The organism is Providencia sp. 6390 (genome assembly GCF_058148425.1).
Genome location: NZ_JBYVYL010000012.1, coordinates 13,186 through 31,313, shown reverse-complemented (window position 1 = coordinate 31,313; position 18,128 = coordinate 13,186). Strand labels below are relative to the sequence as shown.

At 35.2% G+C, this 18,128-nt stretch carries 16 protein-coding genes and 2 pseudogenes; 13 read left to right on the top strand and 5 right to left on the bottom strand.

Annotated features, from left to right (window positions below; all coding sequences use genetic code 11):
• Positions 1-305: 305 nt before the first annotated feature.
• Positions 306-1,043: pseudogene (locus tag AC3Z9T_RS19880) on the top strand (IS6 family transposase).
• A 148-nt stretch (positions 1,044-1,191) separates the two neighbouring features.
• Here AC3Z9T_RS19880 and AC3Z9T_RS19875 read toward each other — a convergent pair.
• The 4 genes and pseudogenes from AC3Z9T_RS19875 to AC3Z9T_RS19860 form a co-directional block, all read right to left on the bottom strand.
• On the bottom strand, positions 1,192-2,790 hold the full coding sequence (locus AC3Z9T_RS19875; RefSeq protein WP_490127823.1) for an ABC transporter substrate-binding protein: 1,599 nt from the start codon (positions 2,788-2,790) through the stop codon (positions 1,192-1,194).
• A gap of 46 nt (positions 2,791-2,836) precedes the next feature.
• The gene (locus tag AC3Z9T_RS19870; RefSeq protein WP_490127822.1) at positions 2,837-3,313 is read right to left on the bottom strand and encodes a P1 family peptidase; all 477 of its coding nucleotides are present in this window, start codon (positions 3,311-3,313) and stop codon (positions 2,837-2,839) included.
• Positions 3,279-3,687, bottom strand: a pseudogene (locus tag AC3Z9T_RS19865) (aldehyde dehydrogenase family protein); the annotation flags it as partial. The pseudogene AC3Z9T_RS19865 and the gene AC3Z9T_RS19870, both read right to left, overlap by 35 nt.
• 55 nt (positions 3,688-3,742) lie before the next feature.
• Entirely contained in the window at positions 3,743-4,240 is a 498-nt protein-coding gene (locus tag AC3Z9T_RS19860; protein ID WP_490127821.1) for an aminotransferase class III-fold pyridoxal phosphate-dependent enzyme, read from the bottom strand.
• A gap of 100 nt (positions 4,241-4,340) precedes the next feature.
• On the opposite strand from AC3Z9T_RS19860, the gene AC3Z9T_RS19855 reads away from it, so the two are divergent.
• Positions 4,341-4,490 (top strand): hypothetical protein, encoded by a 150-nt coding sequence (locus AC3Z9T_RS19855; protein WP_490127820.1) that lies wholly within the window; start codon positions 4,341-4,343, stop codon positions 4,488-4,490.
• On the opposite strand, the gene AC3Z9T_RS19850 is transcribed toward AC3Z9T_RS19855, so the two are convergent.
• Positions 4,482-5,219 carry an IS6 family transposase gene (locus AC3Z9T_RS19850; RefSeq protein WP_490127819.1) on the bottom strand — a complete coding sequence of 246 codons (738 nt, stop codon included), beginning with the start codon at positions 5,217-5,219 and terminating at the stop codon, positions 4,482-4,484. The two genes, AC3Z9T_RS19855 and AC3Z9T_RS19850, sit on opposite strands and share 9 nt — an antisense overlap.
• A gap of 650 nt (positions 5,220-5,869) precedes the next feature.
• Here AC3Z9T_RS19850 and AC3Z9T_RS19845 point away from each other — a divergent pair.
• The 11 genes from AC3Z9T_RS19845 to cpsG all read left to right on the top strand — a co-directional run bounded on the left by AC3Z9T_RS19845 (position 5,870) and on the right by cpsG (position 17,491).
• The gene (locus AC3Z9T_RS19845; RefSeq protein ID WP_490127818.1) at positions 5,870-7,192 is read left to right on the top strand and encodes an MATE family efflux transporter; all 1,323 of its coding nucleotides are present in this window, start codon (positions 5,870-5,872) and stop codon (positions 7,190-7,192) included.
• Positions 7,193-7,194: 2 nt separating this feature from the next.
• Positions 7,195-7,950 (top strand): glycosyltransferase family 2 protein, encoded by a 756-nt coding sequence (locus AC3Z9T_RS19840; protein ID WP_490127817.1) that lies wholly within the window; start codon positions 7,195-7,197, stop codon positions 7,948-7,950.
• The gene (locus AC3Z9T_RS19835; protein WP_490127816.1) at positions 7,947-8,468 is read left to right on the top strand and encodes an acyltransferase; all 522 of its coding nucleotides are present in this window, start codon (positions 7,947-7,949) and stop codon (positions 8,466-8,468) included. Before AC3Z9T_RS19840 ends, AC3Z9T_RS19835 begins: the two co-directional genes overlap by 4 nt.
• On the top strand, positions 8,465-9,535 hold the full coding sequence (locus tag AC3Z9T_RS19830) for a glycosyltransferase (protein ID WP_490127815.1): 1,071 nt from the start codon (positions 8,465-8,467) through the stop codon (positions 9,533-9,535). The genes AC3Z9T_RS19835 and AC3Z9T_RS19830 overlap by 4 nt, the downstream gene beginning before the upstream one ends.
• On the top strand, positions 9,522-10,733 hold the full coding sequence (locus tag AC3Z9T_RS19825; protein ID WP_490127814.1) for a hypothetical protein: 1,212 nt from the start codon (positions 9,522-9,524) through the stop codon (positions 10,731-10,733). Before AC3Z9T_RS19830 ends, AC3Z9T_RS19825 begins: the two co-directional genes overlap by 14 nt.
• The gene (locus AC3Z9T_RS19820) at positions 10,730-11,776 is read left to right on the top strand and encodes a glycosyltransferase family 4 protein (protein WP_490127813.1); all 1,047 of its coding nucleotides are present in this window, start codon (positions 10,730-10,732) and stop codon (positions 11,774-11,776) included. The genes AC3Z9T_RS19825 and AC3Z9T_RS19820 overlap by 4 nt, the downstream gene beginning before the upstream one ends.
• Positions 11,773-12,891 (top strand): GDP-mannose 4,6-dehydratase, encoded by a 1,119-nt coding sequence (gmd, locus tag AC3Z9T_RS19815; RefSeq protein WP_490127812.1) that lies wholly within the window; start codon positions 11,773-11,775, stop codon positions 12,889-12,891. The genes AC3Z9T_RS19820 and gmd overlap by 4 nt, the downstream gene beginning before the upstream one ends.
• A gap of 2 nt (positions 12,892-12,893) precedes the next feature.
• Positions 12,894-13,859, top strand: a complete 966-nt coding sequence (fcl, locus tag AC3Z9T_RS19810) for a GDP-L-fucose synthase (protein ID WP_490127811.1) — start codon at positions 12,894-12,896, stop codon at positions 13,857-13,859.
• 98 nt (positions 13,860-13,957) lie between these two features.
• A complete protein-coding gene (locus tag AC3Z9T_RS19805; RefSeq protein ID WP_490127810.1) occupies positions 13,958-15,385 on the top strand; it encodes a mannose-1-phosphate guanylyltransferase/mannose-6-phosphate isomerase in 1,428 nt (475 codons plus the stop codon).
• Positions 15,375-16,124, top strand: a complete 750-nt coding sequence (locus AC3Z9T_RS19800) for a glycosyltransferase family 2 protein (protein WP_490127809.1) — start codon at positions 15,375-15,377, stop codon at positions 16,122-16,124. Before AC3Z9T_RS19805 ends, AC3Z9T_RS19800 begins: the two co-directional genes overlap by 11 nt.
• Entirely contained in the window at positions 16,121-17,491 is a 1,371-nt protein-coding gene (gene cpsG / locus AC3Z9T_RS19795) for a phosphomannomutase CpsG (RefSeq protein ID WP_490127808.1), read from the top strand. The genes AC3Z9T_RS19800 and cpsG overlap by 4 nt, the downstream gene beginning before the upstream one ends.
• Positions 17,492-18,128: the final 637 nt, after the last annotated feature.

The following is an 18,128-nucleotide window of genomic DNA, read 5'->3' as shown; positions in this document are numbered from 1 at the left end:
AATTCACTTCAATTTTTATTATTTTATTTTATAAATATTATTCCAGCATTAAAAATTAGCAATATGGAAAAGTTTATGGTGTTTAGAGGCAAACGAAAATTTTTTATATTAATTACGATATTACTAAGAACAAATAATTATTTCTTTTCAATAGACTAATTTGATAAATATTAATAATGGGGCACTGTTGCAAATAATGAGATGAAGTTGAGTTTTTCGGCTCAAAGTGAATTATAGGGGCTTGTTGCAAAAATTACCTAAGTGAGAAACACTCACAGTATTGAACATCGCTTTAGGATAAACGCATGTCACCAAACGAGTTTAAATGGAAACATTTTGCTCCCACAATTATCCTTTGGTGCTTACGTTGGTATGGCTCCACACCGTTAAGCTATGCCAACGTTAGTGATATGCTGGCAGAAAGGGGTATTTCTGTTCATCGCTCGACCATTTATCGTTGGTTTATTGAATATGCGCCCATTCTCCGTAAAAAACTCAAAAAATATCAATTCATTCGGGCAGTTTCCTCTTGGCAGCTCGATGAAACTTACGTCAAAGTGAACGGAAAATGGTTTTACCTTTACCGTGCAATAGATAAATACGGAAACACACTGGATGTTTATTTTTCACCCAAACGTAATCGGTATGCCGCCTATGAATTTCTCAAACGCGTATTAAAACCTTACACCGCTGAGCGACAACCCAAAACGTTAAATACCGATAAGCATGCGGCTTATGGTTATGCGATAGCCCGCTTAATAAAAGAAGGCAAGCTCCGTGCTGACGTGAAGCAACGGCAAGTCAAAATTCTCAATAATCGAATTGAGTCCGATCATGCGCCGATTAGAAAATTGATTGTTGCAACAGGCGGTTTCAAAATCGCTAAGCAGGCTTGGGCGACAATCTAAGGCTTTGAAACTTTACGAAAACAGAATAAAGGCCAATTTGATGAATGGCTACGTCGATATGAACCTGAGTTTCGGGTGCGGGAGCGATCTGCCTTTATGAATCGCTTATTCAATGTAGAGACGGTGTTAGCCTGAAATTCCACTCCAAGTTGGACGTAAAACAATCTTATTTATTTTTTGCAACAAGCCCGTTGTTATCAATGAAACGTGTCAAACTGTTTTAGCATGAAATGCCCAATTTACATTGGGCAAAAATACGTAAATTTACCAATTCATTACTTCTTTACTCAATGTCTACATTTGAAAAATGGTTTTTACCAAATGGGTCAATTATATAGCCTTTTACTTCTTTACGTATCGGTTTAAACACTGTTGAGTGTGCAATAAGTAGTGCAGGAACTTGCTCATGCATAATAACTTGTGCTTGCTTATAGAGTTCTATTCGCTGATTCATGTCATCAGTCGTACGAGCAACTAAAACTAAGTCATCATAGTCTTTATAACACCATTTTGAATAATTTGTTCCACGGTCTTTTGCAGCACAACTAAATAAAATAGCAAAGAAATTATCAGGATCACCATTATCACCAGTCCATCCCATCATTACTGTTTGTGGTTCACCATTTTTAGCTCTTTTTAAATATTCCCCCCACTCATAACTCACTATTTTGGATTTAACACCAATCTTAGCCCAGTCAGCTTGGATCATTTCAGCCATTCTTCTCGGATTAGGATTATATGGACGTTGTACTGGCATCGCCCACAAATCAATTTCAAATCCATCCGCAAATCCTTTTTCTACTAATATAGATTTAGCTTTTTCAGGATTGTATTCATGGTCTTTTATCTCATCATTATAGCTCCATACGATGGGAGGAATTAGGTTTTTTGCTTTTTGCCCAGATCCTTGATAAATAGCATCAATAATTGCATCTTTATTGACTGCGAGCGCTAATGCTTGCCGAATTTCTTTTGAATCTAAAGGCTTTTTGTTAACATTGAAGGCAAGATATCCAACATTAAGTCCGGGACTACTCATTAAGACAATATTTTTATTTTGAGCCATCCTTTCCAGGTCTGCAGGATGAGGATATGTCATTATTTGGCACTCATTCTTTTGTAACTTTGCATAGCGAATAGATGCATCAGGTGTAATCGAAAAAATTAAATTATCTATTTTAGGTTTTTTTTTCCAATAATCGTTATGTGACTTATAGCGAATTTGCGAATCTTTTTGGTAATGCTGGAGCTCAAAAGGACCGGTTCCTATAGGATTTAGGTCAACCTTTTCTGGTGTTCCAGCTGCTAGCATTTTTGCCGCATATTCAGCAGAAAGTATGGAAGCAAAATCCATACCTAGGTTTGATAAAAAAGGGGATTCAAAGCGATCCAATGTAATACGAACCGTATAATCATCAATTTTCTCTAATTTACTTATAAGGTTGTCCATATCCATTCCCATAAAGTATTCATAGTTACCACCTGATACTTTATGATACGGATGTGTAGGATCTTTCTGGCGCATAAAAGAGTAAATTACATCATCTGCATTAAAATCCCTGGTAGGTTTAAATTCCCGATTTGAATGCCATTTAACTCCTTTACGTAAGTAGAAAGTATAAACTTTTCCATCATTACTTATTTCCCAGCTTTCAGCTAAACCAGGTTCAATTTCAGTTGTCCCTAATTTAAATTCAATCAATCTATTATATAGTTGAACTGAACTAGCATCATATGTTGTTAGTGATGCTGATAATTGAGGGTTAAAAGTTTCAGGGCTTCCTTCAGAGCAGTAAACTAGCATTTTTGCTTGAACAGGAAGTGAAATAATAAAAATTGTAGATAATAATAATGAAATTCTATCTTTAGAAAAAATATTCATTAGCTTACTCCTACTTTACCAAGTTAAATTGATTATTTATTAAAAACTATGGTTTATTTTTATTCCATCTACACTCTATTAGAGCTGTTAGTAGGCTTTCTTGTTCTAATTTTTGAGCTATGTAACCATTTCCTTCTACCGTTTCAGCCGCGATTAATGCATTGATTATCAACTCTTCGACTGTATCTGCCGCAGCAGCAAATAACGCTGATATGTGACTATCATTAACCATATCGACGGGAACAGTAAAATCCCCCTGCAGCGAATAATCAGCAGCAGGTAAATTATTATTACCGGTTGAAAAGGCCAGAAAAATATCGCCACTAGAATTTTCAGTTCCGCCACCAGTTCTAGCAATACCAATGCTGGCTCTTTGTGCTAACCGAGTACATTGATGAGGTAATAAAGGTGCATTAGTGGCGATCACAACTATAATTGATCCCATACCAGCACTGTGAGCTAGTTTTGATTTAAATGGAGAGGGCAAATTCGGTTCCTGCTCCAATTTTAAGTGACTGTACATTAGGGAGCAGTTTTTGCACGAGAGCATTGGCTGTTTTATCGCCAATGCAAACGACCACAGCGATAGCCATACAACGTTCGCCACATGAACCATAAGCTGCTCCTATTAAAACGTTTACTGCATTATCTAAATCGGCATCAGGCATTAAAACTGCATGATTTTTAGCTCCACCAAGCGCTTGTACTCTCTTGCCTTGTTGATAAATATATTCAGCAACCGGTGTTGAGCCAACGAAACTGATCGCACTAATGTCTGGATGATGGATCAAGGCATCGACTGTTTCTTTATCACCATTTACAACATTAAAAACACTAGGCTTGTTGTAATAAATGAGCGATAAATAAGGTAGAGCTTGGCACCTTCTCTGAAGGCTTATAGCCATGAGGAAGTTCAACCGCATGCTCAGGTATATCTTGTGACATGAACGTGTTATAGATTACCTCCTATACCACCTAGGCTAGTCCCTGCAATATTGACACCATGACAGCCTCTTGCTCGACCAATAAGTTTAGTTTTTGACGACAGTCCTTTTATTCGCCAATAAGCACGAGCAATTTTGACTGCGGTATCTGTTGATTCAGAGCCTGAGCCGGTAAAAAACACATGATTAAGTGGCGTAGGCAATAATTGGGTGATTTTTTCAGCTAATTGAAATGATAAGCGGTGAGCAAATTGGAACCCAGGGGAGTAATCAAGAGTCCCTAGTTGTTGCGTAACAGCTTGTTGTATTTCAGTTCGAGTATGTCCAGCACCACAAGTCCATAAGCCAGATAGACTGTCATAGATTTGACGTCCTTGTTCATCGGTTAGCCAGCAGTCTTTCGCCGATGTAATGATACGAGGGTCACGATGAAAGTATCGATTTGAGCTAAAGGGCATCCAATGTGAAGCATAATTTAACGGTGCATGCACGGTATTATCTGACATAAGCTGTCCTCCTTTTATGAATATTAAATAGTTTGCAATAGCGTATGTATAATGTTAAATAAAAATTAACAAATGTTTACTTGAGGGTTTTGTAAAGTAAATGAAACAAAAATCATTAGGACAAATTGCTTTTTTTGACTTGAAATTATTAATGATCTTTAAAACGGTTGCTGAGTCTGGCAGTTTGGGCTTGTTGCAAAAAATAAATAAGATTGTTTTACGTCCAACTTGGAGTGGAATTTCAGACTAACACCGTCTCTACATTGAATAAGCGATTCATAAAAGCAGATCGCTCCCGTACCCGAAACTCAGGTTCATATCGACGTAGCCATTCATCAAATTGGCCTTTATTCAGTTTACGCAAGGTCTCGAACCCTTGAATTGTTCGCCAAGCGCGCTTAGCACATTTAAAACCGCCCGTTGCAACAATCAATTTTTTAATCGGCGCATGATCGGACTCAATTCGATTATTGAGAATTTTGACTTGCCGTTGCTTCACGTCAGCACGGAGCTTGCCTTCTTTTATTAAGCGGGCTATCGCATAACCATAAGCCGCATGCTTATCGGTATTTAACGTTTTGGGTTGTCGCTCAGCGGTGTAAGGTTTTAATACGTGTTTGAGAAATTCATAGGCGGCATACCGATTACGTTTGGGTGAAAAATAAACATCCAGTGTGTTTCCGTATTTATCTATTGCACGGTAAAGGTAAAACCATTTTCCATTCACTTTGACGTAAGTTTCATCGGGCTGCCAAGAGGAAACAGCCCGAATAAATTGATATTTTTTGAGTTTTTTACGGAGAATGGGAGCATATTCAATAAACCAACGATAAATGGTCGAGCGATGAATAGAAATACCCCTTTCTGCCAGCATATCACTGACGTTGGCATAGCTTAACGGTGTGGAGCCATACCAACGTAAGCACCAAAGGATAATTGTGGGAGCAAAATGTTTCCATTTAAACTCGTTTGGTGACATGCGTTTATCCTAAAGCGATGTTCAATACTGTGAGTGTTTCTCACTTAGGTAATTTTTGCAACAAGCCCCTATTATCAACCAATGTCAATGGAGAATATTAATTTGGTAAAGTTATGCTAAAATTATTAAGTGATGTTAAAAAGTCACCTTGAAGCTGGTAACAAGTACGATTCCTCGTACCGGCACCACGCATTTATAACCCTCGCTTCGGCGGGGGTTTTTGCTTTCTAAGATACCAACTTCTTGTTTATTCCCCAATAAATTCCAACCTCCTCCCACTCTATCACCCAATCTTAATTAATCGCTATATACATCTGATGGCTGCTCCTCGCCGTAAACGACGAAGCTTCCCACTTCTCAGACTGCTAGCGTCTGTACCTTGGATTTACGCTGGCCTCCATGGGCTGAGACGACGCGTCTCGCTGCCCGCATTAGGCGACGGTTTACGGCGGATTCTGCTAATTCATATTGTCGTGTTAAGCCATTGTTTCAAGGACAAACTAGTCACAAAATCAACCAATGTTCAAGCTTATGTAAAAGCAGAGTTTTATAGACAATGAGAGTTCACAGTGCACTGGTAGCTGTAAAGCCAAGGGCGGTAGCATACACAAATTTTATAGAGGATCCGGTTATAAGAGGTTACCGGTTAAATGCATTTGTTTAAATGGGTTCCTAATCATTTGTGGGTTGCAGCATCATCTTGGGCAACTAGAGGGGTCAGTGCGAGTGTACAGATTGTCAGCGTACATTATTTACTAGCCATACTTGGCGAGGAAAAATACTCTGTATTCATTTTGCTTAGTGGCTTAGCGATATGGTGTAGCTTAAGTGATTTTGGAATTGGTAATAGTATCCTAAATTTTATATCCGAAAGAAAAGCTCAGAACCGCCAATATAGTCATTTGATCATAGCAGCAACCCTATTGATGCTCATTGTTTGTCTATTACTAATCATATTCTTGTACTTTATATCCACTTTTATGGCAGGAGTTTATCTTAAAGCTTATTCTTATCAGCTGTTAAATAATAAAACTGAGTTATTTTTTATAGCTACCGTAATTTTTTGTATTACAACCACTTCCAATCTAATTTATAAGATATGGTATGCTGAACATATTGGTTGGCTATCAAATTTATACACAGCAATTAGTGCATTACTCGGTCTTTTAGGGATCTATCTTGCGAGCATTTTGAATAGCAAAATAAATAATTTATTTGACATATTCGTTATATTTTTCTCACCTGCATTAATTATTTCTTTTTCTCTGTTATTATTCAGATTTAAGAAAGAATTCTCTAACTTGAAAACCGTTAGTAAAGCGTTGTTTTTAATAAGTAGTAAAAAAATAATACAAAGAGCTCGTCCATTTTTTATATTCGCAATAATGGGCACTATCGTTCTTCAAACAGATTTAATTGTACTATCACAAAAAGGTACAGTTAAAGAAATAATATTGTATGGAGTGCTATTACGTGTTTTCAATGTGGTTTATTTTACCTATAGTGCTGTATTACAAGCATGGTGGCCAGTTTGTACTGAACTAAGAGTCAAAAAACAATGGATAGCGCTTAAGAAAAATATAAGATTCACAGTAATGCTAGGTGCTATTGCTATTCTCTTTTTAACCTTGATTATCTTTTTTTTACAGGACTTTATATTTTCTATTTTAGGTCTTCATAATATTCCAAAAGGATCTTTTGCTCTTTTTGCCTTATTTTCTTTATATTTTATCATCCGTGCTTGGTGCGATACCTATGCTGTTTTACTCCAAACTATAGGTAATATGAAGCCGCTATTTATAATAGTACCCATTCAAGCAGTAATCAATATACTACTACAATGGTATTTGGTATCTGAACTATCACTGATTGGTATATTACTTGGTTCAATAATATCATTTGGTTTAACCGTTGCTATTTACCTACCTTATAAATTTAATCAACTGATAAAGAAAGATATACAGAAGCAATAATAATGGGTACTCAATTGCAAAAAAAAATATCAATCATAACGGTCGTTTTTAATGGTGAAAAATACATTGAAGATGCAATATATAGTGTAATCAGCCAAAAAAGCAAGGAGATTGAGTATATTATTATTGATGGAAAATCCAGTGACTCAACATTAACTATAGCTAAGAAATATGCAAAAGATATCGATATTATTATTTCAGAACCTGATAAAGGCCTTTATGATGCAATGAATAAAGGATGGAAAATAGCTAGTGGAGAATACATTGCATTCTTAAATAGTGACGATTTCTATCTTCCAGATATGCTTGAATCCGTTCTAGAATGTACCAATGAAAAACCCAATGTTATTGTCGCTAACACTTTAACTCAAGACCGTGATGGTGCTAGGGTAAAATTTAAACGCAGTGAAAACAAAAGTGAATATAAACTTCACTTACGCTTACCCTTTATGCACCCATCTGTATTTATCAAAAAAGAAATAATAGCACATTTTAATGGATTCAATTTAAAATATAAAGTTGCAGCAGATTGTGAATTACTCCTTAAAATAATAAACAAAAATCCCACTATAAAATACACGGAAAGTCATGTCGTGATGCGGCTTGGTGGTATAAGTAATACCCACTATAAACTGGGTAGAAAAGAGTACAAAGAAATTTATTTACATAACTTTGGTCATAAATTTAAAGCTTGGTATGGTTATATTGAAAGCATCCTATTTTTCTATCTATCACGGGTCATAAGAGTATTTAAATGAATGCGTTAATAATTTATATATGGGAACTACTAGTTTCGAAAACTCCATGTAATTACATTCGAAAAGTATATTTCACCTACTTTATGAATAATAAAATCAATGGAAATGTATCGCTATTACGTAATATTAGCATTACTAGCATTGGTGGGATATCAATAGGCAATAATACAACAATAAACAAAGGTGTGCATCTTGATGGTAGAGGAGAAATAAAATTAGGCTCTAATATTAGTATTTCTCCTAATGTCAAAATTATCACTGCTAGTCACGATATCAATTGCCCAGATTTTGCATTAACACTTAAACCCATTGTCATTGAAGATTATGTATGGGTATGTACTGCAGCGATAATTCTCCCTGGCGTATTACTCGGTAAAGGTTCGGTTATTGCCGCAGGAGCTGTTGTTACGAAAAATGTGGCCCCTTATACCATTGTTGCAGGCAATCCAGCACGGGTCATAGGATATCGAAATAAAAACTTATGCTATAACCCATTATGGAAACCAAGGTTCCAATGAAAAAATATTACATCTGTCGAGATTTTACGGATGCCTGCGGTATATCAAAATATGGAAGTTTTTTTTATTCATCAATCCTTGAGCCACATTCTTTTAAAAAAATTCACTTAAAAAACAAAAATGACGTTATTCAGACTATATTAACAATAAACAATACCGATAAAGTTTGGATAGAAATAGGGTTAGGCTCGCACTTAGAAACTTTATGTCTAAAAAAACTGATAAAGAAAAAAAATCCTAATATCGTCATCACGGTACATGATGCCCCATTTATTGAGTACCCGATTATTAAATTTTCTTGTCGACATTTAAATATAATATCCAAATTGACTCAATATGTGATACTTAGGTGGCCTTTTACGTTAATTTTTTATAAGCATTTATACAAAATAAAACGTTTTTATACTCTCAATCCCAAAGGCACTACCTCAATCAAAAATCGCTATCACTTGACTAATGTAAAAACAATTCCCCATATTTTAACAAACATACTCGATGTACAAGATAAAAAGCTAGAAATACCTCAGCTACTCTATTTTGGCTTTATTGGAAAAAATAAAGGAGTTGAGTACGCGCTCATGCTACATGAAAAAATTAATCAGCAACTTGAACAGAAAATACTAATAAAAATCATTGGGAAAACACTCGACACACGATCAGAGTTTTATTTTCAAGCATTAAAGAATCAATATTCAGACAATGTTGAATATATGGGATATGTTGAAGATAATGAGCTTGATATACTAATGAAAGAAGATAATATTGTTTTACTTCCCACTAAAAATTATAGAGTAATTAACCCAACGAGTGGTAGCATTCTTAACTCTTTAAAATACCTTAATATTGTTTTTACAACGAAAGCAAATTCAAACCGATTTATAATTAATGATAAATTCAATGGTTTCTTTCTTGAAGAAGATATCGATAAGGATTCACGAAATATTATATTAGTTATAAAAGATAAAAAATTAAGGAATAGAATGAGAACTAATATATTCTATCATTTAATTGAGCATTATAATACTTCAGCTGTGATCGCGGAGATTAAACGAGATGACTACACTTAGTCGATTGCCATTAATTGAATTATCATTTCTAGCAAAAACCTCGACTATATTATTTTTCACTATATTTATTTCTCTGTCACCAAATTATATTTCGATAATCATTCCAGAATTTAAAAAAATAATCATAACCGCTGCGGTATTATTTATTCCACTATTTATATTTAGAACAATAAAAATAACAAATAACAATTCATCTATCATTTTACTCTTTTTTATTGACATTATTCTCATAACTGGAATAATCAATTTTATTAGATTAGACAATATTGAAGGACTCATATTTTCTTTATCTTTCTCTTTGAAATTTTTAGTAATCTATTTATTTATCATGTCTTTTAATGATAAACACATGCTGAAAGTGCTAAAAATACTGACTTCATTCATAGTCGCCATTTGTATTTACTCAATTATTGGCGAGACTCTCTATGTATTAAAAATCATCTCAGTCACAGGAAGTTTAGAATTCCAGTCGTATATTTATAATATACTTTCATTTTGGGGCGTTTATACCGTATCTTTTGACTTTAATGGAACAGAGCTCATCAGGAATCAATTCTTTTTTCAAGAGCCAGGTTTTTTTGCTTTCTATATTTTTATTGCGATGATTATCACTTCATTCATCCGTGAAACCTATAATAAAAAAATTTTCTTAGCCATCTATTACATTTATTTTATTACCGTATTATCTACGATGTCAGTTACAGGGATCATTCTTTCTACATTACTGATAATGAATATTTTCAAAAACTTAATTTTTCGTACTATAACATTTTATTTAAGCGTTATATTTACAGCATATATAATATTATCTAATAATCCTTACATTAATAAAACAAGTTCTCTAGCAGAGAGGTTTCATGGAATTAGAAATGGCTTGAGTATTTTCCCTAAAGATATTACAACTTTTTTTCTAGGTGCAGGCTATAACTCGGAACCTTTATTTTCCTTCGATGGAAAATTTAACAACTTTATTTTTGAGGTGGTTTTATACTCTGGAATTATTAATCTTTTGTTTTTTTTACTATTTTGTTTATATGTTTATAAAAATTGCTATGGCGCAAGATTTAAATATTTTTTAGCGCTAATTTTTTGTGCAACGACGCCTCTATTTTGGTCTCCTATTATGATAATTTTGAATGTTATTTTATTAAGATATCATACATTAAAATCAATAAAAATGGTTGAAATAGCCAAATGATTTTTATTGATGGGATAATTTTTTCATTACAGGATTCTGGTGGGATATCTGTATACTTCAAAGAATTACTTGCTTTTCTTTCAAGAGAAAGTAGAAATTATAGAATTGCATTATATCCACATAATAACCAGTTTGCACCTCTAAAAGAAGTAGACTATAAACATCGTTACTCTATTAATATTGAGCGTTTTTTACGATGTAAAAATATCATAACTGATGCTGAAATATTTCATTCGAGTTATTATCGATTACCAGAAAAAAAATTTACAGGGAAAATCATTACCACAGTTCATGACTTCACTGATGAAGTTTATCCTCGTAATTTTAAATCCAAAGTACTTAGCTATCATAAACGCAAAGCAATACTCAATAGCCATGGCATAATCTGCATCTCAGAAAACACTAAACACGATCTCCTAAAGTTTATACCTGAAGCTAGAAATATTCCTATTACGGTTATATATAATGGAGCTGGAGATTTTTCAAAAAAAGACAATCAGCAGCAACAGAGTTTATACTCAGCCCCCTATGTTTTATTTGTCGGCGCTCGTGAAAAATACAAAAATTTTGATTTATGTGTAAAGTCATTGAGTCCATTTAAAGATATTAAATTGGTTATTGTAGGTGGAGGTAATTTAAACATCACTGAATTAAGTTTACTAAACTTACATTTAAAAGGCCGATATATAAAAGAAAAATATGTCGATGATACTAAATTAAATAATCTTTATAATTATGCTCTATTTCTTTTTTATCCCTCTCAGTATGAAGGTTTTGGTATTCCAATTATTGAAGCTATGAAATCAGGGTGTCCAGTAATCGCAACTGAAGGATCTTCGATTACTGAAATAGCAGCAGGTCATGCAATTTTGGCTGAAGATGCAACGGTGGAAAACTTTATAAAATGCATAAATAAACTCTTTGACGACAATATTCGTAATAAGTTGATCATTGGCGGGCAACTTCATGCAGAAAAATACTCATGGAACAATTGCTTTGCGGAAACTATAAAATTTTATGATGAAATTAGGGGTTTAACATGAAGGTAGCCTTAATTACAGGCATCACAGGGCAAGATGGTTCATACTTAGCTGAATTATTACTAGAAAAGGGGTATGAAATCCATGGTATTAAACGTCGCGCGTCAATATTTAATACCACTCGTATTGAGCATATCTACCAAGATCCACACATAGACAACCCTAAATTTCATCTACACTATGGTGATCTCTCAGATACATCAAATCTCACTCGTATTCTGTCACAAGTTCAACCTGATGAAGTTTATAATTTAGGTGCCATGAGTCATGTTGCAGTTTCATTTGAGTCCCCAGAATACACCGCTGATATTGATGCCTTAGGTACATTACGTTTACTAGAAGCAATTAGATTCCTAGGTCTTGAAAAAAAAACACGTTTTTATCAAGCTTCAACCTCTGAATTATATGGTTTAGTACAAGAAACACCTCAAAAAGAAACAACACCATTCTACCCTCGTTCCCCTTATGCGGTTGCTAAGCTTTATGCCTATTGGATCACAGTAAATTATCGAGAGTCTTACGGAATGTATACATGTAATGGGATCCTTTTTAATCATGAATCACCTCGCCGTGGTGAAACATTTGTAACGCGAAAAATTACCCGAGCCATTGCCAATATCTCACTAGGGTTAGAAAAATGTTTATACCTTGGCAATATGAACTCATTAAGAGACTGGGGGCATGCAAAAGATTATGTCAGGATGCAGTGGCTAATGCTGCAACAAGAAAAACCTGAGGACTTTGTTATTGCAACAGGTAAACAAATCACTGTTCGTGAATTCGTCCGTATGTCTGCCAAATTTGTTGGTATTGAATTAGAGTTTCAGGGTGAAGGTATCAATGAAATTGGTGTCGTCACCCAAGCCTCAAGTGATAGTGCACCGGGTGTAAATATTGGTGATGTGATCGTTAGAGTCGATCTTCGCTATTTTCGACCCGCTGAAGTAGAAACCTTACAAGGTGACCCATCAAAAGCAAAAGATAAATTAGGGTGGATTCCAGAAATAACCGTAGAAGAGATGTGCCAAGAAATGATTGCTAGCGATCTGCTAAAGTCAAAACAGCACGCTTTACTTAAAGCTAACGGATTTAATGTTTCTATTTCACAGGAGCATTAATTATGTCATTACGAATTTTTATTGCAGGCCATAATGGAATGGTTGGTTCAGCTTTAGTCAGAAAATTAAAAGAAAGTCATCATATTGAGCTAATAACTAAGGAAAGAAGTGAACTTAATTTACTTTCACAAACTGATGTCGATCATTTTTTTAAGAACGAAATGATCGACCAAATATATGTGGCAGCGGCAAAAGTGGGAGGGGTCTATGCCAACAATACCTACCCTGCTGATTTCATCTATCAGAATTTAATCATCGAATGCAACATCATTAACTCAGCTCACATTCACAACATTAATAAACTATTGTTTCTTGGATCAAGCTGCATCTACCCTCGCGATGCGTCTCAACCAATGAAAGAAGAAGCACTTCTTACAGGTCTACTTGAAAATACCAACGAACCCTACGCTATCGCCAAAATTGCAGGTATTAAACTGTGTGAATCATTTAACCGACAGCATGGACGTGACTATCGTAGTGTTATGCCAACTAACCTTTATGGGCCAAATGATAATTTCCATACTGATAATTCCCATGTGATCCCTGCATTAATAAGGCGTTTTCATGAGGCAAAAATACAGAATGCTGAAACTGTGACGGTATGGGGAAGCGGTAGTCCTATGCGCGAGTTTTTATATGTTGATGATATGGCTGAAGCATCTATTTACATAATGAATTTGCCACATGATACCTATCAAAAATATACTCAGCCAATGCTTTCCCATATAAATGTAGGTACTGGCGAAGATTATACTATTCAAGAACTCGCAGCCACAATAGCTTCTGTTATAGGATTTAAAGGAAATATCGTTTTTGATAGTAGCAAGCCCGATGGTGCCCCACGAAAATTAATGAATGTCAGTCGATTAACAAATATGGGGTGGCGATGGTCCACACCTTTATATCATGGTCTATCAATGACCTATGATTGGTTTATCAAAAATCAAGATAATCTCAGAAAGCAATAAACATCAACAATAACAACCATATCTATTATTAATTCTCACCACAATTTTCATTTTACATATATTAATAAAACAATACTCAATAAAATTAGAAGGTAAATATGTCTAACAGTATTCTACCTGTAATAATGGCCGGTGGTACTGGAAGTCGGTTATGGCCACTTTCAAGAGCATTATATCCCAAACAGTTTCTCTCATTAGCTTCAAATAACTCCATGTTACAAGATACCATCACTCGATTAGATGGGCTTCAACATAAACCCCCGCTAATAATCTGTAATGAAGAGCACCGTTTTATTGTCGCGGAGCAATTACGCCAATTAAACTTACAGCATAGTGGTATAATCCTTGAACCTGTAGGTAAAAATACAGCACCAGCAATTGCATTGGCCGCACTACATGCAATGAAAAACAACAATGACCCACTTTTACTTGTGCTGGCAGCAGATCATATCATTCAAAATCACCAGTCATTTATCACCGCCATAGAAAATGCAATAGAATTAGCAAATCAAGGGAAATTAGTTACTTTTGGTATCATACCCAATAAACCCGAAACGGGTTATGGCTACATAAAACAAGGTGAATTAATAGCCAAAAATGCCTATCGCGTATCTGAGTTTGTTGAAAAACCTAATTTGGAAACGGCCAAAAAATATCTTAATGCTGGGATATATTATTGGAATAGCGGGATATTTATATTTAAGGCATCTAATTATCTGAAAGAACTTGAATTATATCGTCCTGATATACTAAAAGCCTGTACTCAAGCTTTAAATAACGCCTCTCTTGATCTTAATTTTACCCGCTTAAACATGGATTCGTTCGCTGCTTGTCCTGACGAGTCAGTTGATTATGCAATAATGGAAAATACAAATGATGCAGTTATTATTCCTTTGGATGCCAATTGGAGTGATGTAGGTTCATGGTCAACCTTATGGGAAGTCGATAAAAAAGATCACAATGAAAATGTCATTCATGGCGATATTATTGCTATTGATACACAGAGAAGTTATTTATATTCTCAACATAGATTAGTGAGTACCGTTGGACTTAGTGATGTCATTATCGTTGAAACAAAAGATGCGATTCTTATTTCTCATAAAGATAAGGTACAGTCAGTAAAAGAAATAGTTAATAAATTAAAATCTCTTTCTCGCAATGAATATTTACAGCACCAAGAATTATATCGCCCTTGGGGAAGCTCTGACGCACTCTCTGATGGTCATCGGTACCATGTCAGAAAAGTTATGGTTAAGCCAGGTGAACGAACAGCCACTCAAGTGCATTATCATCGTGCTGAACATTGGATCGTAGTAACAGGTACAGCGAAGGTCTATTGTGACACCAGCATCCAACTATTTACTGAAAATGAATCAACTTATATACCTGTAGGTACCCCCCACTTCTTAGAAAACCCAGGAAAGATACCTCTTGAAATTATCGAGGTCAGAACAGGGGCATACCTTGATGATGACGATATCGTTCGATTGGAACAATATACACACGGCAGCTTATATGAAAGTTAGTATAATAACTGCTACCTATAACAGTGCAGCCACATTAAGTGATACATTGAGATCTCTTCATTGCCAATCGTATCATGATATTGAATATATTATCGTTGATGGCCAATCACGCGATGCAACATTACAATTAATCCCTACTATTACAGAGCGTGTAACAATCATTATTAGTGAACCTGATAATGGTATTTATGATGCGCTAAATAAAGGAATTAATATAGCAACGGGGGATATTATTGGTTTTTTACATTCTAATGACCTGCTTGCCTACCCTGATGTTATTAACGATGTTGTCAATAAATTCAAAAATGACCAATGCGATGCAGTATATGGCGATCTTGAATATATATCGAAGGATGACGTTACAAAAGTTGTTCGCTTTTGGAAAAGTGGGCCATTTAAACTGTTTAAAATACAATTTGGATGGATGCCTCCTCACCCGAGTTTTTATATGAAACGAGAGTTATATACCAAGTGGGGTAGCTTTAATTTAGAATATAAAATCTCGGCAGACTATGACTCATTGATTCGTTATCTTTGGCTACATAAAGCAAAAGTCAGCTATTTACCTAATGTGCTGACACAGATGCGTATTGGCGGTATCAGTAACCGTTCACTAAAAAATATCCTTCAAAAATCTAAAGAAGATATTAGTGTTATGCGTAAATATGGCTTGATTTGGCCCATTACCCTGATATGTAAAAACCTTTCTAAACTCCCTCAATTTTTCAAACGATTATGACAAAGCTAACCTGTTTCAAAGCCTACGATATTCGCGGTAAGCTAGGTGAAGAATTAAATGAAGATATTGCATGGCGAATTGGCCGCGCTTATGGTGAGCTCCTAAAACCGCAGACTATCGTAATAGGCAGCGATGTACGACTAACCAGTGAACCACTAAAATTAGCACTCGCAAAAGGCCTGCAAGATGAAGGCGTCAATGTGCTAGATATTGGCACATCAGGGACGGAAGAAATTTATTTTGCCGCCTTTCACCTAGATGTTGATGGTGGAATTGAAGTCACGGCTAGCCATAACCCTATAGATTACAATGGGATGAAACTAGTAGGTGAAGGCGCTCGTCCTATCAGCAGCAATAACGGTTTGTACAATATACAACGCTTAGCAGAAGCTAATAACTTTCAGGTTGTAGATAATAACAAACGTGGAAGCTACAAACAGATCAATTTACGTGATGCCTATATTGATCACTTGTTCAGTTACATCAATATAAAAAACCTCACACCGCTGAAACTCGTCATTAATTCGGGCAACGGCGCTGCTGGACAGGTGATAGATGCTATCGAAGCACGCTTTCAAGCGCTAGGTATACCAATCACTTTAATAAAAATACATAACACAGCAGATGGTAATTTTCCAAACGGCCTCCCTAATCCATTATTGCCAGAATGCCGTTCGGACACGCATAATGCGGTGATTAAATATAACGCCGATATGGGTATCGCATTTGACGGCGATTTCGATCGCTGCTTCTTATTTGATGAAAAAGGTCAATTTATTGAGGGTTATTACATCGTTGGATTGCTCGCAAAAGCGTTTCTTGAAAAATATCCAGCCGCTAAAATCATTCATGATCCGCGCCTTTATTGGAATACCGTAGATGTCGTGACTATGGCAGGTGGTACACCAATAATCTCAAAAACAGGCCATGCGTTTATTAAAGAACGTATGCGTCATGAAGATGCCATTTACGGTGGTGAAATGAGTGGCCATCACTATTTTCGTGATTTTGCCTACTGTGACAGTGGAATGATACCTTGGCTATTAATAGTAGAATTAGCCTGTTTAAAAAAACAATCACTGGGCGAGCTAGTGCGTGAGCGAATGGCTGCATTTCCCGCAAGTGGTGAAATCAATAGCCAACTAGAACAGCCAACAACCGCAATTGATCGAGTAGAACAATACTTTGCCAGTGAAGCTATTGCCATTGATAGAACTGATGGGCTTAGTATGTCGTTCACTGACTGGCGTTTCAATCTGCGCTCCTCCAACACTGAGCCGTTGGTACGTTTGAATGTCGAATCACGTGGTGATATTCCTTTAATGGAGAAAAATACCCGTTTGATCTTGGAACTGCTTAGGCAATAAAGATAACCAAGCAAGCGAAACCCACTCTCTTGAAATGCTAAAATAAACATTATCATATCCTTTCAGGCTGTTAAGCGATAGACACCTTTAGCATATTTCAATTATCAGCACCTTCCCCTATCCTTTCTAAGCACTTTCCTCATATTATTTTCATCCACAAGCTCTTTTTTGGCTATTTTCCCGCTATATGCTCTAAATAAAATGCGACTCTATTTTTAATATCCCACCTCTTATTTTCATTATAAAACCTGACCCTACTTATTTTTCATCTACCATTTTTATTTTCAATTATCACTTCATCCATATATAAACAATAACCCTCAATTTAGTATTAAAAATACTTTTAGCTCATCAAATAATAAATAAATGAAAATAATTAATTATTTAACCTGCATCACAAAAAAAACCATAAAGTTAAAATTTTGCAATATTTTATTGACATCAAAATCATCTGCAATTATAAATTCCCAAAATGAAAAATACATCATTAATGTGAATTTCATATAAAAGATACATATACGCCATTGAAAATAAAAAACAAAAAAACAAACAAGTTAATTAACTGAAACAACAATTAATTAGCTAGCGAATCATTATGGATTAAAGTTAAAATTCGCTCATTTAAAATCAAAAGAGT